This is a genomic window from Alkalinema sp. FACHB-956, from assembly GCF_014697025.1.
Classification (GTDB): Bacteria; Cyanobacteriota; Cyanobacteriia; order Leptolyngbyales; family Leptolyngbyaceae; genus Alkalinema.
This window is the reverse complement of record NZ_JACJRC010000001.1, coordinates 796,039-816,064: the sequence shown is the minus strand read 5'-3', so window position 1 is coordinate 816,064 and position 20,026 is coordinate 796,039. Positions and strand designations below refer to the sequence as shown.

The window sequence follows — 20,026 nt, the reverse complement described above, 5'->3', positions numbered from 1 at the left end:
AAATCTATACCCCGAGTATGGATATTAGGGATGATTTCAAAAATTTGGGGCAATATCTATAGAAGAGATCAGTTTTTATGAGCTATGACGAACTCTCCTTCCCAGCGGCGCGCCCTTGTTGTCCAGAATCATTTTTCGCCCTTCGGCAATAAGCTAATTCAGGCAGGTTATGCCAATCAGGAACAACTCCAGCAGGCCCTCGTGGAAAGTCGGCGTTCTGGAAAACCTTTAACAGAAGCGTTAGAGTTAATCACTGGGCAGCAGCTATCGCCAGAGCTCATTCGCCAATATAAGAAACAGCAGCTATTTGAACTTAAGATTCTTTACGGAGTAGAGTCCCTCGATCCGGAAATCAACCAGGTTTCGACGAATCAAATTGGTCAACTCATCGATACATTAATTCCGATCGACCTCTGTCGTCGCTATAAGTTTGTCCCCCTATCCCAATCGGAAAGCCATGTCCTAGTAGCCATGGTGGAACCGGATAATCTAGATGCGCAAGATGATCTCAATCGGATTCTTCGGGCCAAAAATCTCAGTCTTCAGCGCCTGGTCATCACCTTTGAAGATTACAACCACCTCATCTCGCAATATCTCGATGAACGAGTGCGCCGGGAGCAACAGGCCGAACAGCAGGCACGGGTTGACGTTAAGGCGGATCTCGAAGGACTGGAAGATTATGCTGAGCTCCAGGAAGATGATTCTACCGATGTCGATCTCGATGCAGCTGCCGAAGCGGATGCAGCCCCGATCGTCACACTGGTTAATAAAATTCTGATCAAAGCCCTACAAATGGGGGTCTCGGATATTCATATTGAGCCGCAGGAAGAATTTCTGCGCGTCCGGTTCCGCAAGGACGGGGTCTTGCAAGAAGCCTTTGAACCGCTTCCCAAGAAAATTATTCCTGCCGTCACCGCCCGGTTCAAAATTATCTCGCAACTAGATATTGCAGAACGGCGGGCTCCCCAGGACGGGCGGATCCGTCGTATTTATGACGGACGAAAAATTGACTTCCGGGTCAATACGCTGCCCAGCAAGCATGGCGAAAAAGTGGTTCTCCGGATTCTGGATAACTCAGCCACGCAGTTAGGTCTCGACAAGTTAATTCAGGATCCAGAATCGCTCCAAATTGTTCAAGAGATGGTTCGGCGACCTTTTGGATTGATTCTGGTCACCGGGCCTACGGGATCCGGTAAAACTACGACCCTCTATTCAGCCTTGGCAGAACGGAACGAACCCGGTGTCAACATCAGTACCGCTGAAGACCCGATCGAATATTCCTTGGCAGGGCTGACCCAAGTCCAAGTCATCCGGGAAAAAGGCATGGACTTCGCAGCGATTTTGCGGGCCTTCCTGCGGCAAGATCCCGACGTGATTCTGGTGGGGGAAACCCGGGACCGGGAAACGGCTAAGACTGCGATCGAGGCCGCACTGACGGGACACTTGGTTTTAACCACCTTGCATACCAACGACGCTGCTGGAGCGATCGCGCGACTGGATGAAATGGGGGTTGAGCCCTTCATGGTCTCCGGGGCACTGCTTGGAGTCGTGGCCCAGCGGCTTGTACGCCGAGTCTGCGATGAATGTCGCATTCCCTATACGCCCTCCCAGGAAGAACTGGCCCGATTTGGGTTTACCAGTTCCCAGGACACCCACATGACTTTGTATAAGGCAAATACCTTGACCCCCCAGGAAATCCAGGAGGCCAAAGCGTCAGGAAACCTCTGTCCAAAATGCGGCGGTGTGGGCTACAAAGGACGCTGTGGGGTCTATGAAGTTATGCGGGTGACTGAGCGCCTGCAAATCCTGATCAACGAAGGAGCCCCCACCGAACAGATCAAGGAAGTTGCGGTAGAGGAGGGCATGCAGACCCTTTTAGCCTACAGCCTCAATCTCGTACGCCAAGGGTCGACCACGCTCGACGAAGTTGAGCGGGTAACGTTCACAGATACGGGGCTAGAAGCAGAACTTCGCGCCAAACGGAAAAGTGTGCTGTCCTGTCGAACTTGTGCAGCGGAACTCAAGCAGGAGTGGCTGGATTGCCCCTACTGTTTAACACCGCGTTTCCAAGATTCCTAAAGCCATGCTTTGCAGGAGGGTTCCAGCAATCTGGATCATACCCATCCACGCAATTTCCACCTATCAACTTAGAGATTAAGCGCCGTTTGTATCAGGAGAAAGCGATATGGAACTCATGATTGAAGACTTGATGGAGCAACTGATTGAAATGGGGGGCTCAGATATGCACCTCACAGCGGGGTTGCCTCCTTATTTCCGCATCAGTGGGAAGCTTCAGCCAATTAGCGATCAAGTCCTCAGCTCTGAAGAATGCCAACGGCTCATCTTTAGCATGCTGAACAACACTCAGCGGAAAAATTTAGAACAAAACTGGGAACTAGACTGCTCCTACGGGGTGCGGGGATTGGCGCGGTTTCGGGTCAACGTCTACAAGGATCGGGGCACCTATGCAGCTTGTCTCCGGGCCTTGAGTTCCAAAATTCCCAACTTTGAAAAACTGGGGTTACCCGACGTTGTGCGGGAAATGGCAGAAAAGCCTCGGGGCTTAATCCTAGTGACAGGGCCAACGGGATCGGGGAAAACCACCACACTAGCCGCCATGATTGACCTGATCAATCGCACCCGGGCGGAACATATTTTGACCGTTGAAGATCCGATCGAATTTGTGTACGAACCCATCAAGAGCCTCGTGCACCAACGGCAGCTCGGAGAAGATACCAAGAGTTTTGCTAACGCGCTCAAGGCAGCCCTACGGGAAGATCCGGACATCATTCTGGTGGGGGAAATGCGGGACTTAGAAACCATTTCCTTGGCGATTAGTGCAGCGGAAACCGGGCACTTGGTTTTTGGGACTTTGCACACAAGTTCCGCCGCCCAAACCGTCGATCGGATGATTGACGTATTCCCCGCCGATCGCCAAACGCAGGTTCGTGTTCAGCTCTCTAACTCCTTGGTGGCCGTGTTCAGCCAAACCCTGGTTTCCAAAAAGAGTCCTAAACCCGGTGAATACGGTCGGGTCATGGCGCAGGAAATCATGATTGTGACCCCGGCTATTTCTAACTTGATCCGGGAAGGTAAAACCGCTCAGATTTATTCCGCAATTCAAACCGGTGGGAAATTGGGGATGCAAACGCTGGAGAAGGTTTTGGCCGACTACTACAAGCAGGGAGCCATTACCTACGAAGCCGCCATGTCCAAAACCTCTCGACCCGATGAGTTGAATCGCTTGATTGGTGGAGCTCCCGCTGGCGCAACTGCTGGATCTGCACACTAGACCCTAGCTTGGGTAAGCAGGAGAGATCGGTTGAGTCGTTAAGAGCGCAGATCTCTCCGCTTCCCTAGCCTCTCTAGGACAGTTGCACCTCTCAAAAACTCGACTATGATTGATGCAAGTTTTAGGAGCTCACTCTAAAGCGGCTACCCCCTAACTTTGGGGCTTCACCGTCCATTGTCTTAACCACACTACCTTGGGTCTGATTTTTGAGCCATGCCTACCTACGTTGCCCGCGTTCGTGATGCCAAAGGAAACGCGAAAAAAGAGAAAATCGTTGCTCAATCCCTCGGAGATGCTCGTTCTGCCCTCCGGGATCAAGGACTCTTTGTTCAAGAGTTGAAAGAGAGTGAAAGTTTGGGATCCGCCTTGGATCTGAAGAAACTTCAGACATCCATGGCCAAGGTCACCGTTAAGGACAAAGCACTCTTTTCGCGTCAGTTTGCAGCTTTGGTGAATGCGGGAGTGGCATTGGTACGGGGATTGGGCGTCCTCGCAGAGCAGTGTACAAACCCAAAAATGAAAACAGCTCTGATGGACATCAGTTCCGAAATTCAGCAGGGAACTAGCTTGTCCGATGCCATGCGTAAGCACCCAGACTGTTTTGACGGGCTCTACGTCAGCATGATTCAAGCTGGAGAAGTGGGTGGGGTTCTCGATGAAGTTCTGAACCGACTAGCCAAACTGTTGGAAGATGTGGCACGGTTGCAAAACCAAATTAAGTCTGCCATGGCCTACCCTGTTGTGGTGGGTATCTTGGCAACCTTGATTTTCTTAGGCATGACCATTTTCCTGATTCCCATTTTCGCGGGCATCTTCCAAGAATTAGGCACTGAGCTACCCGCCTTTACCCAAATGATGCTCAACATTAGCCAATTTTTGAGAAGTCCTAATGTGCTGATTTTGGTCGTTTTAGTCCCCCTGGTCGGGTTTGCTTACAAGCAGTACTACAGCACCCGCGTTGGACGGGAAACCATGGATCGTTTTTTCCTCAAAATGCCTTTGTTTGGGGATTTGATCCAAAAAACGGCCACTGCCCGGTTTTGTCGAACCTTTGGTGCATTGACCCGATCGGGGGTTCCCATTCTGACTTGCTTAGAAATTGTGCGCGACACGGCTGGTAATCAAGTCATTGCCAATGCAGTAGACGAAGCCCGTCGTGAAATTCAAACTGGAGGCATGATCAGCATCGCTCTCCAAAAAGAGCAGGTGTTTCCCGTAATGGCCATTCAGATGATCAGCATTGGCGAGGAAACGGGGGAAATTGATGCCATGTTAATGAAGGTGGCGGATTTCTATGAGGATGAGGTAGAACAGGCTGTAAAAGCTCTCACCAGTATCATGGAACCCATCATGATCCTGTTGCTTGGGGGCATGGTGGCTTCAATTCTATTAGCAATGTATCTCCCCATGTTCAAAGTCTTTGAAACGCTGGGCTAGATAGACCCAACGGTTCTTGGGATTGTCCAGAGGGTGAGAATTTATCAGGATTGGCATTGATGACTATTCAGCAAGCAGACTACGAAGAACTGTTGGCTACTTATAGTCAAACTCGTGAGGCGATCGCGCTTTTGCGGCTTTATCGTCCCTATCTGGAATTGATACCCAGTATGCGACGGCCAGAGGATAGTTTAATTACCATTCCTCTGCCGATCGCGAAGCTTCGCCATACCCACCCATCCCCGAGTGGACACGGCAACATCACGAAAGCGGAAGCAGCACCCGTCCCCTGCGAGATCGCGTTACTTATGTGTGACCCGGAATGGAAAGTGAAAACGGGACGCGAAATTTTTATCTTCATTCATCGTCCAGAGGAAGATTTCTCTGAACTCCTAGGACGGTGGCGGCAGACCCAAGTCCTACTGAGTAAAGAGTACGAATGGTTAATGCCTCTGAAATACCAACACATTTTGAATGATGGGGCAGAAAAAATTTACCCCCTCTTTGTGTTGTTTGAACAATCTCCAGAACGCTTGCGGCGCGGGCTGAAGGGAGCTCATTTACCTTGCGTCGTTGCCTCTGCAACCCATCAAGACGAGCAAGAGCCTAGCACAGTCCCGCTAGAAGAACCTTCTTCTAGCACGGTTGAAGATTCATCGATTGAATATTAACCAGTAGAGGACAGCTCTTTTCTTAATTCAATCCCTAGCCAAGTACATCTCTTATACCTGCCTAGGGATTAAATTTTGCCAGCTTATATCGTCAGGACGGCCTACGCTTGCGGGGCGGCTTCCGGCGACGTTGTTGCGCGGTCATCGTAGCCCGATCCATTGGAAACCCTACAGGTTGTAAGACCTGATATTTTCGCTCTTCTTCAAGTTGCTGAAGTTCCGTATAGTTCACCCAATGGATGCAGTCCACCGGGCAAGTATCAATCGCCTCTTGAATCAGATCCTCAGAATCACCATCCTGACGAATCACCCTTGAACGCCCATAGTCAGGCTCAATATAAAACGTATTACGGGCCACATGGGCGCAATATCGACAGCCAATGCAGGTGGTTTCATCCACATACACCCCTTTCTGTCGAAACACCCCCCCCAACTCAGGCTCTAGGCCAGAGCAGCCATCGCTTTCGCGTAAACCACCACCTAGTTCCGGTTCTAGACCCGAACGCAGGTCTTCCGGAACAACGCCAGTTTCGGGAAAGCTCGTTTCAGTACCCGAGAGCGGTTGAGGGGAATCGGTCATGGTGTGACTCCGTAGGATGAAGATCCGACGCTATAGTTTAAGCATCAGTTTGAGCACCCCCAAGTTCAAGCGCCCCAACGCTGAAGCACCAAGCGAATGGAACCATCTTCGTTGCGCTGCTGTTCAGCAACTTGAAACCCTTTGCGGCTGCTCTCATTCACAATGGTGTGATACGCATAGCGCTGAGTCACTTGCTTAATAAAGCGATCTACAGAACCGTTCTGCTGCCAAAATTGCAGATCCGTCACCAGCGAGTACTCTTGGCCATTCCAAGCAAATCCGATGTCATAACCATTCTGCTGCTCGATCACTACTTCCGCATTGTGGGTTGATCCTTGGTAACCCCGCACTTCCGAAGGGCCTGCTTTCCAGTCCATTCCAAGGTCGCTCAATGCAGATTTAAGAGAATCTAGGTTACGGATTTGAGTCTTGATTTGGCTAAAGTGAGACATGGCAGTTTACGGTTAAATTAAAACAATGGTTGCATAGACAGAAACCGATGACCAAATCTTGAAAGCATTGACCAATCACCGGCCAATCCTAAAGATGGTCAGCTTACCAATCGCTGAACGTGGCTTGGGTGGTTGCTGTTTGACTATTCTGAACAGGCTGGGCAAAAAATTCAGCCGTAGTTTCCTGTCGAAGCACAACACCTAGTTGCTCTTCGATCGCAGCTGTTACCTCTGCGCAGGAAGCCCCCAAAATGCCTGTCACTTTCTCTTGAACTCGACCATCTGGATAGATGATAAATTCCAGCGTTTCCATCCTGCTCGCTCACCAGATTTTGCAAGGGATCTAACCGAACTGATGCAACTTGGGATTGGTTAGGTTCATATAAGACCTTTAATTTACCAATCTTGAGCGATTGCATCAAATCATCGGCAAACGTTACCTAACGTATCAATTCTGTTGAGTAACGCCTCGACTAACTGTCAGTGTCGCTTAACTTACCTAGGCCGTCAAGGGACAGGCTTCATCAAACGTGATTGATAAAACTCTATAGATGTCATCCCCCTTACATTAAACCCAGCCGACTGCTTTGTTTTTCGCCCAGTTTGCCAATCGATCCAGCCATTACCTAGACCCTCTTAAGACAATCTTCGCACCACAGATTTCTACACATCTCTACACAATAGAGCTCTACGCACCATCCACGAGACAGGCCATGGGGAATTTAAACCGTCTGTGTTGCATCCCCTTAGCACCAGTGGATACCAGGATCTAACCCAGTGACTCCGGAGACTCACCATTGACACCAGCAGGTAAGACCACGGACGAGTTTAGAAAAAATCTATGGTGTCATCCGAGATGCCAACCATTAGGAGTGATTGCCGTGGGGGGTGAAACCCCGTAGAAGGTCGCCGGGTAGGTGGGTTACTAATGATACATCAGGGATTGCATCTACTACGGAAACATCGCCCTGATCCAACTGTTGAATCCCCGGTGCTTGATCATGGCTGATTTTATTCCCATTGGTACGCTCATTAGGCAACGCTATCTCATCCAACAAGTCTTAGGTCAGGGCGGATTTGGTCGAACCTATCTTGCTCTGGATCAAGAACGGTTTGGAGAAGGGTGCGTTTTGAAGGAATTTATTGTGCCCTATGCCGATGAGGCACTACTGAAAAAGGCTAGGACCCTGTTTCAGCGCGAAGCCAGCACGCTCCATCAAATCCAGCACCCCCAAATTCCTCAATTTCAGGCAGCGTTTGAAAGTGACGATCGCCTGTGGCTCGTCCAAAGCCTTGTAGAGGGCAAAACCTACCGAACTTGGTTAAATCAACGGAAGGCCCAAGGGAGCGCTTTATCAGAGTCAGAAGTCTTGCTGATGCTGGGCAAACTCTTACCAGTTTTAAGCTATCTCCACGATCGTCGGATTATTCACCGCGATATTTCTCCTGACAATATTATTCTTCAACCTCAGTCATCCACTACCGATCCTGCCTCTTTGCAAGGAACACCCGTACTGATTGACTTTGGTGCAGTCAAGGAGGCCACCAGTGGTTTGGCCCTTGTTTCTTCTATGACGCGGGTTGGTAAAATTGGCTACGCACCCCCAGAACAACTCCAAACGGGTAGCGTGCATCCCCACAGTGATCTCTATGCTCTAGCTGCCACTTGTTTAGTTTTGTTAACGGGTCGGGAACCCCAAGATTTGTTAGATAGCCATAGCTTGACCTGGTGTTGGCAGCCCTACACGCAAATCAGCGATCGCTTGGCCCAGGTTTTGCTCAAAATGTTGTCCTTGCATCCCGGCGATCGCTATCAATCGGCGCAGGAAGTTTGGGTGGCGCTACAGCCGATGTTAGCGGGACTCCCCATGACTCAAATGGTGGTTCCGCCTACAGCCATGAATCCTCACCCTACCTCCCCAGCAACATCCACGAACCCAAGAACCGCGCCAGCCGCACAAGCAACCCCGAAATCACGCCGCCCAACGGTGCAAGTGCCGCTAGCGATGCCGCAAATTTCTTCAATGTCGGCGATTTTGGCCAGTCTGGTAGTAGTTTTGGGCGTCGGCACTTGGATTTTTCGGCTACCGATCCCCAGCGGAACCACCCATACCCTCCAATCCGATAATGCCGTTGCTTCCACCGTTTCTGCCGATCTGGCGCTGAATGCCAATGGAACCCAAACCATTTTGTTTAAACCGGGTGAGATTTCGGCGTTGGTTCAAGGCACCCTCCAGGATAAGCCGACCCAAACCTACCGCCTAAGAGCGGCCAAGGGACAGATCATGAGTGTCATTTTGGATGGATCTGGCGTGGTGATGAATTTGCTGAAGTCGAACCAAGAGCCGATCGATGGAGCCTCCCAGCAAACGCGGAGTTGGACAGGCCAGTTACCCCTAGATGATGAATACGAGCTGCAAATTACAGGTTCGGGATCCTACGCGATCGATGTTTCCATCACACCCTTAACCCGATCGGATTCTGCGGCGGCTCCCAAAAGCTCTGTAGAAAAGAATCCAACCAACACCGCCCCAAAAGGCAAACCAACTACTGGCACAAAACAGGCGGTTAGACAAGTTGCTATCAAGCAAAGCAGCCTGGATCAAAACCGTAATCCTGGGTTAGGCGCGCAGTAGTTAACTGCATCATCATCCAATACACCGTCATTCACTGCACCATCAGCCAATACGCAGTCAACCAATACGCAGTCAACCCAGCATATTCAAGTTCAAGTCAGCTAATTTTCAAGTCAACTTTCATTAGAGTCCGCTGCGATTCCATTCAGTCAACCGTTCAGTCAACCATCGTCAGCTAGCTTGGGACACCTAAGCGCAATTGCTTGGGGATCAAGACTGAGCTGCACCCGATCGCCATAGCTCAAATCGGGGATCAATGGAGCCACAACCTCCAAAATAGAAGCATCCTGAAAGTGATCGAGCTTCGTTTCGGGATGGGGATAGTAAACCCAGCCAAGATAAGTCATGTCTCCAGCCATAATCCCACAATGGCAGAAGGAGAAGGTTTCGCTGGCAAAACCTTCAACCCATTGCACATTGGGAAACGTATAAATAGGTTGCAGAATTTCAAAGGTATGGGGCGCGATCGACACATTTAACGTCCCCAGAAAGCAATTGGATAAGTCCAACCCCCGTGCTTGAAAAAACGGCAGTTGTAACTGGAGGGTTCCAGCGGGATAGGGACTGGTAGGAGAACGTCCAGACGCCACTTGATAACCTGGCACGATCGTCCCTTGCACCGTAAAACATTGGCTGGCAGCAAAGTCCACCATGGTTGCTTGTTCCGCAAAGGTTGCTTGTTCCGCAAATCCTGATGACTGGATCAGAATTGTTAGGATTAGGGTTGTTGTTTGATCGCGCTAACTTTGCCGTTGGGCTCCAATCGCAGAAAAATAGTACTGTTCTTCCCATCAGCCGATGCAGGGGTAATCGGTTCTCCTTCAACCAACCCTGTGCGATCGCGATAGGTTGTAGCCGCTTCATTGCGTGGGGTCACCGATTTCAGTTCTCCCGACGGATAGATCTCAAGAACGTATTCCAAGCCTTCGGATAATCCTTCGGGGGGCTTCCAGCGATTTTGTACATATTTTTCCACAGCCTCCGCTTGGGAAGTGTCCAACACCGGAGCCGATGGAGCCGACTTGCGCGCCGCAGACACAGACGGTTGACTGGTCGCAGCAGCCTCGTCACCACTAGCCGTGGCGTTATTAGAACCAATTTGATCCACAAGCGACGGGACTGGCGCTTCTTTCACCTGGGGTGGCTGTTTTGCGGCCTGACCTGCATTAGGCACATTCTCTAATCTGGCATTCGCAGAGGCCGGTGGATTTTGGCTGACGATAACCTGTCCCGGTGCCGGGTTATTGCCATTTCCTACGTTACTAGGAGAGTTCCCTGGAGGGGTTCCCGTTGCACCCGTGGGGGGAGCGGTGGAGGTGATGACTGGCGGAGGGGGGGAGCCGGGGTTAAGGGTTGTATTAGGGGGTAAAGCACCTGGAGGAGACAGTAGAGGCGAAGACGCGGGTGGGGGTTGCAGCGCGAGGCGCTGATCGCTACTGCTAGCAGGTTGGCTGGCGGTCTGGGGATTATTGTTCGATCGATTCAACCCGTTGAGCAGCGAGGCCGACAGCCCCACGGTGACGAGCGCAACCGCAGCCACTCGGCCCCAAGCCGCTGGAGACTGCACCCAAGCCGGTTGATTGAGGGTGGGCAGCGCGGTAACATCAGCGGCATATTCATCTAAGGCCGTAGCTAAGTCGGCCAATTGGGTAGAGGTGAGATGAATTTCCGGGCCAGATTGGTCATTGGCCAAAACCCCGAGGCTGAGCGTATGGGCTAGGAGTCCTTTAGGCTGTAGGGCAATGCCGTAGGAATTCGTCGGTGCAGCCAGGGTCGTAGTGAGGGGTTCGATCGTGGCAACCAGACCTGCGCCGGAACCGATCGCCTGGGGCAGTAACTCACTGGACTGGTTCAGAAAATTCTGTACATAGGTCGCTACGACATCGGCCAAGGCTTCCAGATGAACCCGATCGCCCCGCAGAATGACCCACTGATCTTCACTGACGCGGGGATCATCGAAGCTCAACTGAAACCGCACATTTTTCAACGCGGTATTGCCAATCCACCGGGACAGGGGCGAGGTCTTCGCGGCAATTTCCAGCGTACAGGTGGGCGGCGTGTACTTGCGCAGAACAGTGCTGTTAGGGGGGGCTTGGGTCATCATGGTTAGGAAGCTGAAGTCGGACGGTGGGTCGAACGATGGACCAGGGAGCGATCGAGCAAGGCCGACCACAGACGGCGAGCCCCTTGGTTGCCACCGTAAAACATTAAATCAATCAGGAGCTTGAGGGCGAGGTGCGTCAGAATCTCTGGGGAGGCGTCATCCCCCTCATCCATCCGTTCCTGGTAAGTATTTTGGAACGTGTCTAAGTAGTCGCCTAATAAAGAAGCCTGATGGGGGGGCTTATTTTGCTCAGTCAACTGTTCTAACAGAGCAACGGCGCGGCGGATGAGTTCTTGGTGTTGTTTGGCGAGATGGCAACTGATTAAAACCAATGCACGGGCTTCTTCGACATCCAGCTTTTTGCGCCCACCTTGGCCTTTGCGCAGGGGACTGGCCTGTCGCAGCCGCCACAGAGCCACCCGATCGGCCACTACAGATTCCAGGCCGAGTTGGGTCGCCGATTGCAGCATGGCTTCGGAGCCAATCCCAGCGATCGCTTCGAGGGCCAAGAGCACGAGATCCAACTGGGCCTTAATATTGTCAAGCTGTTCTGGATCCGGGGGCTGGGGCAGAGACAGTTCTGCAAAGGAGGGGGCAGCGGTGATGGGAATGACGGTGGAGTTCATAGGCGGCACAGGATACACATTCGAATGCCCAGGGTCGATAGGTTGTGGACTCATGACGCAGTGGAAAAGTTTCTTGAAGAACCGTTCATTCTTGGACTGCCTAACCAGCCAGCCCCTCAATTTGCCCCTGAGTTGGCCATTGGAGCAGGTACTCCGTCAGACTTCCGCCGGAATGCCTTCAGGGTATCATTTCCGAGGCTGCGCGTGGGACAGGCAAAGGAAATCCAACAAAATTAGTCCAACAAAATTAGTCCAGCAAAGCTAGTCCAGCAAACCGCCCAGCAAGGAGTCCAGCATTAGCTCAGCAATTACCCCAAAATCAGACTGATGGCATAGGCGACGGTAGCACTGCCGATCGGAACCGTGACATTATCCAGCCCCAGCTTGGAAAAGGCTTCTAACCCTGTGGCCACGATCGCGACTAAAACAGCAGAAATGAGCAATGGACTGAGGGGCGTTCCCACCGCAGCCAGTACGAGCAGGGTCGTAACGGCACTCATCAGCGCCATGGTGAGGGATCCTTCCCAACTTTTTTTCATTCCCCAAAGTTTGTAGGGGTGGGTGCCGAATTGGCGACCGATTAACCCTGCGAGTCCATCGCCCCAGGTCATGATGAGAATGCCGAGGACAGCGAACTCGGGCAAATTTTGTGGCCAAAACCAAGCGGCCAAGAGGCCAATACTGGTGGCATAGAAGAATGTGCCCAAACTTTTTCGCCCCACGCTATCAATGCTAGGCAATAACGGATAGAAAAAAGAGGCTAGGGCGATCGCGCCGAACAGAACCGCCGCCGCTAAAATCACCCAGGTGGGCAGCGCCATCCACCAAGCCAGCAGAATAATGTTGCCCGTGCCAATGTGAACCACCTTGCGCACGATTTCACTATCAGCACGGGTGAATTGTTTCACCAATGTGGCAGCTATGCCCACCAAACCCAGCCAAAGTGCTGCGATCGCGACTTTTTCCCCCAGGGTTTCAATTGATGCGAACCACTGAATCACCGCGTTTCTGACCTCCTTGCTCCCAGTTGGGTGGATGATCTGTTCCACAATCCTTTTTCACAATACTAGACAGACTGGATCGGTTCGCAGGAATTCATCCCGTAAGATGAACGGTGGAGATGATTGAGCAACACCACCATGAAAGTAGCTGTAACGGGTGCCACGGGGTTTGTCGGCAGTCGATTAGTCGAACAATTGCACATGGAAGGCCATGAGGTGATTGTTTTAACCCGCAATGCAGAGCAAGCCAAACAACGATTTCCTAACTCGGTTTTTACCAGGGTGACCGTGGTGGCCTATAACCCCAGGGAAGCCGGAGACTGGCAAGCTGTCATTTCTGGCTGCGATGGGATCGTGAATTTGGCTGGAGAACCGATCGCGGAACATCGCTGGACTCCGGAGCATAAGCAATTGCTGTTAGACAGCCGTATCCTCACGACGCAGCATTTAGTAGACGCCATTCACCAAGCAACCTCTAAGCCATCGGTGTTGGTAAATGCCTCGGCGATCGGGTTCTATGGCACGAGCGAAACTGCCAGCTTTGATGAAACCAGTCCGGCGGGTAACGATTTTCTAGCAGAGATTTGCCAGAAGTGGGAGGCAGCAGCGCAGGGGGTGACGGCGAGCGGCACTCGGCTGGTGATCTTACGGCTCGGTATCGTCTTGGGCATGGGTGGGGCTCTCGGCAAAATGCTGCCCCCCTTTCGTATGTTTGCAGGCGGACCGATCGGGTCGGGGCGGCAGTGGTTTTCCTGGATTCATCGGGATGATGTGGTAGCTCTCATCATGCAGGCATTAACCCAGCCAGAAATGCAGGGCATTTACAATGCAACGGCCCCCAATCCTGTACGCATGGAAGACCTCTGTCAGACCCTAGGGCAGGTACTCCAGCGCCCCTCCTGGTTACCAGTCCCCAGTTTTGCCTTGGAAGCCATGTTGGGAGAGGGGGCCAAGGTTGTTCTAGAAGGACAGCAGGTTTTGCCGAAGCAGACCTTAGCCAGTGGATTTCAATATACCTATCCCACAGTGAAACCCGCCCTGGAGCAGGTGTTAGCAGCGGGGTAGATCTATGAAGTAGGTCAGTGGAATAGGTCGGCGTCCTTGTTTGCGTGATTTTGACCGATCGTGCGTTTCCCCTAGGGGTACGATCGGTCAAGTGGGCTAAGCGTCTGGCTTCAGCTTGTGGGTAATCCAATTCACCACCCCGATCAGAATCGCCCCAGCCATCAGTAAACCCAGCGCAGGTTGCATGACTGGCTCCCAGAGGGAATACCAGAGATCAAAGCCAAGGTTGATTTGGTTATTGCGACCAATCAAGGCAACGACAAACCAGAAGAAACAGAAAAGCACGAAAAACAAATCTAACATCAAGATAAAGTTGAGGCTTCTAATCAGTTGATCTTTCATAGCGTAGGTTTGATCGGTTTGCGATGAGGCCGTGTCGGAGAATTTTCATCCTGGAATTTACAACTTGAGTTCACAGCAGGAACATAAAATCGTGAAAAAGTGGTGATTTTTCCTCCTATTTTACTATGAGTATTCCTGGTTTTCATGAACCGTCACCTGGGGAGTTTCAGTAAAAGCACTGCGGAAACTGACTCTTGATTTCGCTCAGAGTTAAGGTAGCCCTTTCTAGCCTCAGTTGAGATATGTTGACAGATAACGCAGGCAATACGTTAAGCACAGCGCGAGTGCTCCCAGTCAACAGCGGTAGCCATCGTCAAAGTCTTAGCGATCGTGTAGATAGTAGTGATTTATTTGATTACTACCAATTTCAACTGAGCATTAGAACTAGCATTAGTGCTTCGATTAATAGCATCACCGCAGATGTCAATCTTGACCTGCTCCAGAGTGACGGGACTGTTTTGCGATCGAGTCGTAATAGTCAGACGGCTGCAGAACTCTTAACCGTTACCTTAGAACCTGGTACTTACTACTTACAAGTCACCCCCAATGCCTCTGACAATACGGAAAGTAACTATACGCTGAATTTGTGGAGCAATAGCAATCCTCAAACTGAAATTCTCTGGCGACACCAAACCGTAGGAGCCAATGTCGGATGGCAGATGGCAGGCAACACTGTCGTTGGGGGAACTGCCTTAATGACGATCGCAGATCCAAACTGGCAACTAGTGGGATCAAGTGATTTCAATCGCGATGGACTATTGGATTATCTCTGGCGAAATCAGGTGTCTGGAATGACCCTCATTTGGCAGATGAGCGCTAACGGGAAAACTGATGTGATGTTGCCCACCGTCGATTCAGGCTGGCAAATTGCGACTCTCTGCGATCTGAATAACGATGGGGAAACCGACATTATTTGGCGACACAAGCATGTGGGTGTCAATGCCGTTTGGTACATGAACGGAACCACACCAATCGGAGGCGCAAACTTAATCACTGTTGCCGATCTCAACTGGCAAATTGCAGGTGGTGGCGATTTTAATACTGATGGTCGAACGGATTTATTGTGGCGACATTCTGTGAGTGGAACCAATGCCGTTTGGTTGATGGATAATGCCAAGTGGATGAATAGTGTTTATCTAGCGCCCGTCGCCGATAGTAATTGGGGAATTGCAGGAATTGGTGATTTTAATACTGATGGAAAGTCCGATCTCCTCTGGCGACACAGGACGGCAGGCATCAATCAGATTTGGTTCATGAATGGAACTGCGATCGCAGGTTCAACGTTACTGCCAACGGTGGACAATGGATGGCAGATCGCCGCTGTCACCCAGCGCAGAGCCGATCCAACCGTCGTTGACCTACCCGGAAATACCCTGAGTACGGCTTTTGATCTAGGCAACTTACAAGGCTTTAATGCTGAAGCGGGAAAAGGTCACTGGCAAGTCAGCGATCGGGTAGATGCAGCAGACAGGATCGATTTCTATCGCTTCAGTCTGAACCAAGTTACGGATGTGAATCTATCGATCAATTCCCAGGTTGGCCTGGAAATTTTAGATCAAGCTGGCAATACGATCGGACGATCGAGGGTTGCTAGTAACGACCTCTCCACTTGGGCCCAACGATTAACGGTGGGTAACTACTACCTCAAGGTCAGTTATACCGACAAGCCAAGCCCCTATACCCTCGTGCTATTGGCGCAGGAACGGCCAGCTACTCAATACTCATTTATTTATTACACAAATGGGTTTGACAATAGCGCAGATAGCTATAGCGGCTATGTATATGGTTATTCCAATCAATACCAAGTCAATACTTATTACGATTTCACACCCCAAACGAACGAAATCGCTTCAAACGGACGGTATTACATTACCAGCGCCATCACTGAAGGAACGGCTGCTGATTTAGGCAAAGTCATTGTCACCAGCTATTACGATCGGGAAACCAACCAAACGCTCTCCCCCTTCAGTGGCAGTGGCAGCAATTTTCTGGGAAGTGAGAGTGGTTACCTCACCAGCACGATGAAGCCAGAAGAAAAATTTGGTCAAGATTACTATGTGGCTGACTTTCCTTATTTAAGAAACGCTCAGTTGGGTGGACTAACTAATATATTTTTAGGAAATGCTTACACTCTGACTTGGGACGACAACCTGAGTGACAATGTTAAAGTTGAACTCCTATATCGGAATTCCCTAGGTCAAGATCAAGTCTACACCACGGTTAGTCTCTTGACGGAAAGCGATGGTATTTACAGTTGGGTCCCTGCTTTCAACCTACCCACTAGCAATATCTATCGTCTTCGGATTAGCAGTTTGAGCAATCCAAATTTATTCACACAAACGAATACTTTTACCACTACAACTAATATTTACAAATATAGTTTTAGCTACTTTTACAATGGAATTAGCAACAGTTCTGATTACTATACAGGATGGGTTTACGGAGATGCTGGGAAATATACCGTTGGCAATTTTGTCGATCCAAATCCTGGCTTGAATGAAACCGGAGCCAATGGCCGCTATCAAATTACCAACGCTGTCCTCGTGGGCAGTAGTCTTAATGCGATCGCCCAAGAACGGGGCAAAGTCTACATCGATCGCTACTACGATGTCGATGCCAGTGGCCAATCCTACGTGACCTATCACTTTGCCCGTAATTTAGCTTCCGGGACGAATGATCTAGGTACGGAACAGGATTTTATTAATGGCTATCTCAACGATAGTGACTATGACCTAAGCGGAGAAGGGAAGGAATTTGATGCCTTGCCCGATTTACGGGGTCAAACTTTCGATGTTGTACCGACGAGTGGAATTGCAGGCAATAGTGTGCAGGTGAATTTCCAAATTGCCAATCTCCAGCGGATGCGATCGGGGGCGTTCCGCACCTCCTTCTATCTCTCCACCGATGCGACAATAACCGCTAGTGATTACCTATTGGGCTCCCAGGAAATTTCCAGTCTCAGCAGCCTCACAGGCACGGGGCTGTTGAGCCAGATCCTGACCTTGCCCAGTGCGACTCATCCCGTTTGGCTCACTAGTGGAACCTACTACCTTGGGATGATCATCGATAGTACCAATGTCATCTCAGAAGCCCGCGAGACGAATAATGCTAACCAGGGCCAAGGTCAGGATTGGGATAGTCTCAATATTACGCTGCCCTCTATCTTCACCAACTTTGCAGTAACCGATGCATCGGGTGATGGGTCTGCCAATGTGGTATTCCAGCAGGGAGCCTTACAAGTGAGTTGGAATAGCAGTGGAGTCATTTCGAATACGAAACTCTACGCCCGATCGAATGCGACTGGAATCACTATCTTGCTAGGTAACATCACAAATGGGGGATTATTCAATCTGAATGGCATAAACCTAGCCGCTGGGAACTATTGGATCTATGCAGAAGGAACCGACAGCACAGGCAGTCTTACCCGATCGAGTGAATCCCTTCTAGAATTGCTTGCCTTTAGTTCGGCTAACAGCCAAAGTGTTGTGTTTGGTGATTTTAAAAACAATACCCACAGCTTTTCTGGAATGACCAAGGGTTCGGTATTCCTAGGCCGTGGCGGCAAAGATACTTTGAGTTTTCAGAATATTAGTTCTAACGATGTGACATTTCACGCAAATACCCGATCGATTTTTGGGGGGACGACCTTTGACTGGATACGCGTGAATTCCACGGGCTCTGAAGTCTACTTCCAAGGCTATGAAACCCTACAATTTAGCGATCGTAGCATTTCCCTAGGAATCACCCCCAATGATCCATCCTTTAGCCAACAATGGAACCTTCAAATGATGAATGTTTCCGGCGCTTGGCGATTTACGACAGGTTCAACAGATATTTTATTAGGGGTAGCGGACAGTGGATTAGCAATTGATACCAACAACAATCCCACCAATAATGATCTCAATGGAGGCCGAACCCTAACTAGTTCCAATGACTATGATGCAGACTGGGAAGGCCATGGAACTAAGGTTGCGACCATTTTGGCAGCGGATACCAATGATGGGGTTGGGATTGCTGGAATCAACTGGAATAGCGCAATTTACATTTCTCGCGTCTTTGGCAGCAATGCCATGGGCTTTGCCCAAGCGGCCCTGGAACAAATCCAATACGCCCAAGCCCAAGGCAAGAAGCTCGTAATTAACATCAGCGGGGAATACACTGAAAATTATATTGATACAGAGTTAGCACAGTTAATGCAACAGTATGCCGATACGGTGCTATTTGTAATTGCTTCGGGGAATTCCGCCTATCATCCCGTCAGTGAGGTTTCGCAACCAGCCACTTTTGCAGGCAGTTATGGCAATGTGATGGCGATCGGGGCGGCAGGAGGCAGCAATGGTACAAGCCTCGATCGCCATTGGTATTCGCAGTACGGGCCGGAACTTACCTTAGTCGCGACTTCCGGCATTCTGGCAACTAACATTAACGGTAGCCAAGAAACCGTGTGGGGGACCTCCTTTGCCACCCCCAGCGCTGCGGGTGTGGCATCGCTGGTTTGGAGCGTGAACAATGGGCTAACCGCTGCAACCGTGCGAGATATTTTGCAGGCCACGGCCTATCGGCAGTTTACGGCCTATAACGTCAATGAATATGGGGCTGGTATGCTGGACGCAGAGGCCGCCGTGCGGCGGGCAGACGCCTTGGCCCGAAATTCAGCCCTTGCCACCCTCTACACCCACCACGGTTTGTTCACATAAATCCAGCAAATTCTCAAAAAAATTAGAGGGCAACTCTACCCGTCGCCCCCGATCGCTCTCCTCGAACGCTGTCCTATTCACAATCCTGCAACGGATTGAAGGACGACTATTCCGTTTGAAGGACGACTATTCCGTCAGCCACTGCTTGACGCGCTCCATACTTTTCCAGTTAGGCTTGCGGGTCAGACCATCCTCAATGTTGTTCATGACCTCGTCCTGCAACTCTGAAACCGCCATACAGATTTGCTGGGCAATTTCCACGTGGGGCCGCACACCTGCCTTCTTCGTGTCCAGCATCGCTAGGGCCAAGTTAATTCGTGCTTGGGGATCCTGGGGATTGAGCTTCACAGCCTTTTGGGCAGTGGTCAGGGCAGCGGCGGGTTTATCTGCCAAGAGATACAACCAGGACAGACAAGTCCAAGCAGCACTCGCTTTTTTGGAGCGATCGCAGACTTCTTGGAACACCGGAATCAGCGTTTCTACCGATTCACCCGCTTTGTATCGTTCCAAGCCACTATCGAACAGTTCTTCAACGGTTTGAGTCATAAATTCAGCGTCGTCTAACCCTTTCTAGTTCAGTCCTCTGGGAGTAATGACCACAATCGCGACGGTTCCCCACACAATCCAGTTCCCCATGCAATCTGAGAGTCAACCTGTAGATATTAGCTTGGGACGGGATCCGGGATCAATGGACTTTTGGGAAGCGATCGAACTCTAGCGAACTCTCGAAGATTCGCCAGAGCAGGCCGCACGCTGAAGCGATCGCCTTAAGCCGAGAAGGATTTGCCACACCCACAGGTCTGGTTTGCATTTGGATTCGTAAACTGGAACCCACCGCCAATCAAGGCATTGCTGTAATCCAGCACAAGGCCGTAGATATAGAGCAAGCTCTTGGGATCACAAACCACTTTGAAGCCGTCGTAGTCGTAAACCTCATCCTCGGGGCGGATATTACCCACCTCTTCAAAGTCCATGGTGTAGGACATGCCCGAACAGCCGCCTCCCCGCACACCAACCCGCAGGCAAAGGTCTTTTCCCTGTTGATCCCGCAGCATTTTGACTTGATTGATGGCAGATTCAGTCATCTGAATGCCCTTTTGGGATTGTGTCGCTTGTGTCATGG

Annotated in this window: 18 protein-coding genes; 8 read left to right on the top strand and 10 right to left on the bottom strand. The window is 50.7% G+C overall.

Going from position 1 to position 20,026, the window contains the following annotated elements:
- Positions 1-84: 84 nt before the first annotated feature.
- The 4 genes from H6G21_RS03225 to H6G21_RS03210 all read left to right on the top strand — a co-directional run bounded on the left by H6G21_RS03225 (position 85) and on the right by H6G21_RS03210 (position 5,400).
- Complete coding sequence (locus H6G21_RS03225; protein WP_190570356.1) at positions 85-2,079, top strand: GspE/PulE family protein; 1,995 nt, start codon at positions 85-87, stop codon at positions 2,077-2,079.
- A 106-nt stretch (positions 2,080-2,185) separates the two neighbouring features.
- Positions 2,186-3,292 carry a type IV pilus twitching motility protein PilT gene (locus H6G21_RS03220; RefSeq protein WP_190570354.1) on the top strand — a complete coding sequence of 369 codons (1,107 nt, stop codon included), beginning with the start codon at positions 2,186-2,188 and terminating at the stop codon, positions 3,290-3,292.
- A 213-nt stretch (positions 3,293-3,505) separates the two neighbouring features.
- On the top strand, positions 3,506-4,729 hold the full coding sequence (locus H6G21_RS03215) for a type II secretion system F family protein (protein ID WP_190570352.1): 1,224 nt from the start codon (positions 3,506-3,508) through the stop codon (positions 4,727-4,729).
- A 59-nt stretch (positions 4,730-4,788) separates the two neighbouring features.
- Positions 4,789-5,400 carry a hypothetical protein gene (locus H6G21_RS03210; protein WP_190570350.1) on the top strand — a complete coding sequence of 204 codons (612 nt, stop codon included), beginning with the start codon at positions 4,789-4,791 and terminating at the stop codon, positions 5,398-5,400.
- A gap of 91 nt (positions 5,401-5,491) precedes the next feature.
- On the opposite strand, the gene H6G21_RS03205 is transcribed toward H6G21_RS03210, so the two are convergent.
- From H6G21_RS03205 to H6G21_RS03195, 3 genes are all read right to left on the bottom strand, one after another.
- Positions 5,492-5,980 carry a ferredoxin gene (locus H6G21_RS03205; RefSeq protein WP_190570347.1) on the bottom strand — a complete coding sequence of 163 codons (489 nt, stop codon included), beginning with the start codon at positions 5,978-5,980 and terminating at the stop codon, positions 5,492-5,494.
- Between the two features lie 65 nt (positions 5,981-6,045).
- Positions 6,046-6,432: a DUF1257 domain-containing protein gene (locus H6G21_RS03200; protein WP_190570345.1), complete on the bottom strand. Its 387-nt coding sequence runs from the start codon at positions 6,430-6,432 to the stop codon at positions 6,046-6,048.
- Between the two features lie 103 nt (positions 6,433-6,535).
- A complete protein-coding gene (locus H6G21_RS03195; RefSeq protein ID WP_190570343.1) occupies positions 6,536-6,745 on the bottom strand; it encodes a DUF2997 domain-containing protein in 210 nt (69 codons plus the stop codon).
- 688 nt (positions 6,746-7,433) lie between these two features.
- On the opposite strand from H6G21_RS03195, the gene H6G21_RS03190 reads away from it, so the two are divergent.
- A complete protein-coding gene (locus H6G21_RS03190) occupies positions 7,434-9,068 on the top strand; it encodes a serine/threonine-protein kinase (protein ID WP_190570341.1) in 1,635 nt (544 codons plus the stop codon).
- Between the two features lie 161 nt (positions 9,069-9,229).
- Here H6G21_RS03190 and H6G21_RS03185 read toward each other — a convergent pair whose 3' ends face one another.
- The 4 genes from H6G21_RS03185 to H6G21_RS03170 form a co-directional block, all read right to left on the bottom strand.
- Entirely contained in the window at positions 9,230-9,721 is a 492-nt protein-coding gene (locus H6G21_RS03185; protein WP_190570339.1) for a hypothetical protein, read from the bottom strand.
- Between the two features lie 65 nt (positions 9,722-9,786).
- Positions 9,787-11,172 (bottom strand): DUF4335 domain-containing protein, encoded by a 1,386-nt coding sequence (locus tag H6G21_RS03180; protein ID WP_190570337.1) that lies wholly within the window; start codon positions 11,170-11,172, stop codon positions 9,787-9,789.
- A gap of 2 nt (positions 11,173-11,174) precedes the next feature.
- Entirely contained in the window at positions 11,175-11,798 is a 624-nt protein-coding gene (locus H6G21_RS03175; RefSeq protein ID WP_190570532.1) for a DUF3038 domain-containing protein, read from the bottom strand.
- Between the two features lie 308 nt (positions 11,799-12,106).
- On the bottom strand, positions 12,107-12,799 hold the full coding sequence (locus H6G21_RS03170; protein ID WP_347277967.1) for a diacylglycerol/polyprenol kinase family protein: 693 nt from the start codon (positions 12,797-12,799) through the stop codon (positions 12,107-12,109).
- A gap of 138 nt (positions 12,800-12,937) precedes the next feature.
- Between H6G21_RS03170 and H6G21_RS03165 the strand changes: the two genes are divergently transcribed.
- Positions 12,938-13,864, top strand: coding sequence for a TIGR01777 family oxidoreductase (locus H6G21_RS03165; RefSeq protein WP_190570335.1), 927 nt, complete (start codon positions 12,938-12,940; stop codon positions 13,862-13,864).
- 96 nt (positions 13,865-13,960) lie between these two features.
- On the opposite strand, the gene H6G21_RS03160 is transcribed toward H6G21_RS03165, so the two are convergent.
- On the bottom strand, positions 13,961-14,206 hold the full coding sequence (locus tag H6G21_RS03160) for a hypothetical protein (RefSeq protein WP_190570333.1): 246 nt from the start codon (positions 14,204-14,206) through the stop codon (positions 13,961-13,963).
- Positions 14,207-14,448: 242 nt separating this feature from the next.
- Between H6G21_RS03160 and H6G21_RS03155 the strand changes: the two genes are divergently transcribed.
- Entirely contained in the window at positions 14,449-18,903 is a 4,455-nt protein-coding gene (locus tag H6G21_RS03155) for a S8 family serine peptidase (RefSeq protein WP_190570331.1), read from the top strand.
- 126 nt (positions 18,904-19,029) lie between these two features.
- Here H6G21_RS03155 and H6G21_RS03150 read toward each other — a convergent pair whose 3' ends face one another.
- Positions 19,030-19,449 carry a tetratricopeptide repeat protein gene (locus tag H6G21_RS03150; RefSeq protein WP_190570329.1) on the bottom strand — a complete coding sequence of 140 codons (420 nt, stop codon included), beginning with the start codon at positions 19,447-19,449 and terminating at the stop codon, positions 19,030-19,032.
- Positions 19,450-19,495: 46 nt separating this feature from the next.
- Between H6G21_RS03150 and H6G21_RS25935 the strand changes: the two genes are divergently transcribed.
- Positions 19,496-19,621 carry a hypothetical protein gene (locus H6G21_RS25935; RefSeq protein ID WP_277875230.1) on the top strand — a complete coding sequence of 42 codons (126 nt, stop codon included), beginning with the start codon at positions 19,496-19,498 and terminating at the stop codon, positions 19,619-19,621.
- Between the two features lie 49 nt (positions 19,622-19,670).
- On the opposite strand, the gene H6G21_RS03145 is transcribed toward H6G21_RS25935, so the two are convergent.
- The gene (locus tag H6G21_RS03145) at positions 19,671-20,024 is read right to left on the bottom strand and encodes an iron-sulfur cluster assembly accessory protein (protein WP_190570327.1); all 354 of its coding nucleotides are present in this window, start codon (positions 20,022-20,024) and stop codon (positions 19,671-19,673) included.
- Positions 20,025-20,026 lie beyond the last annotated feature (2 nt).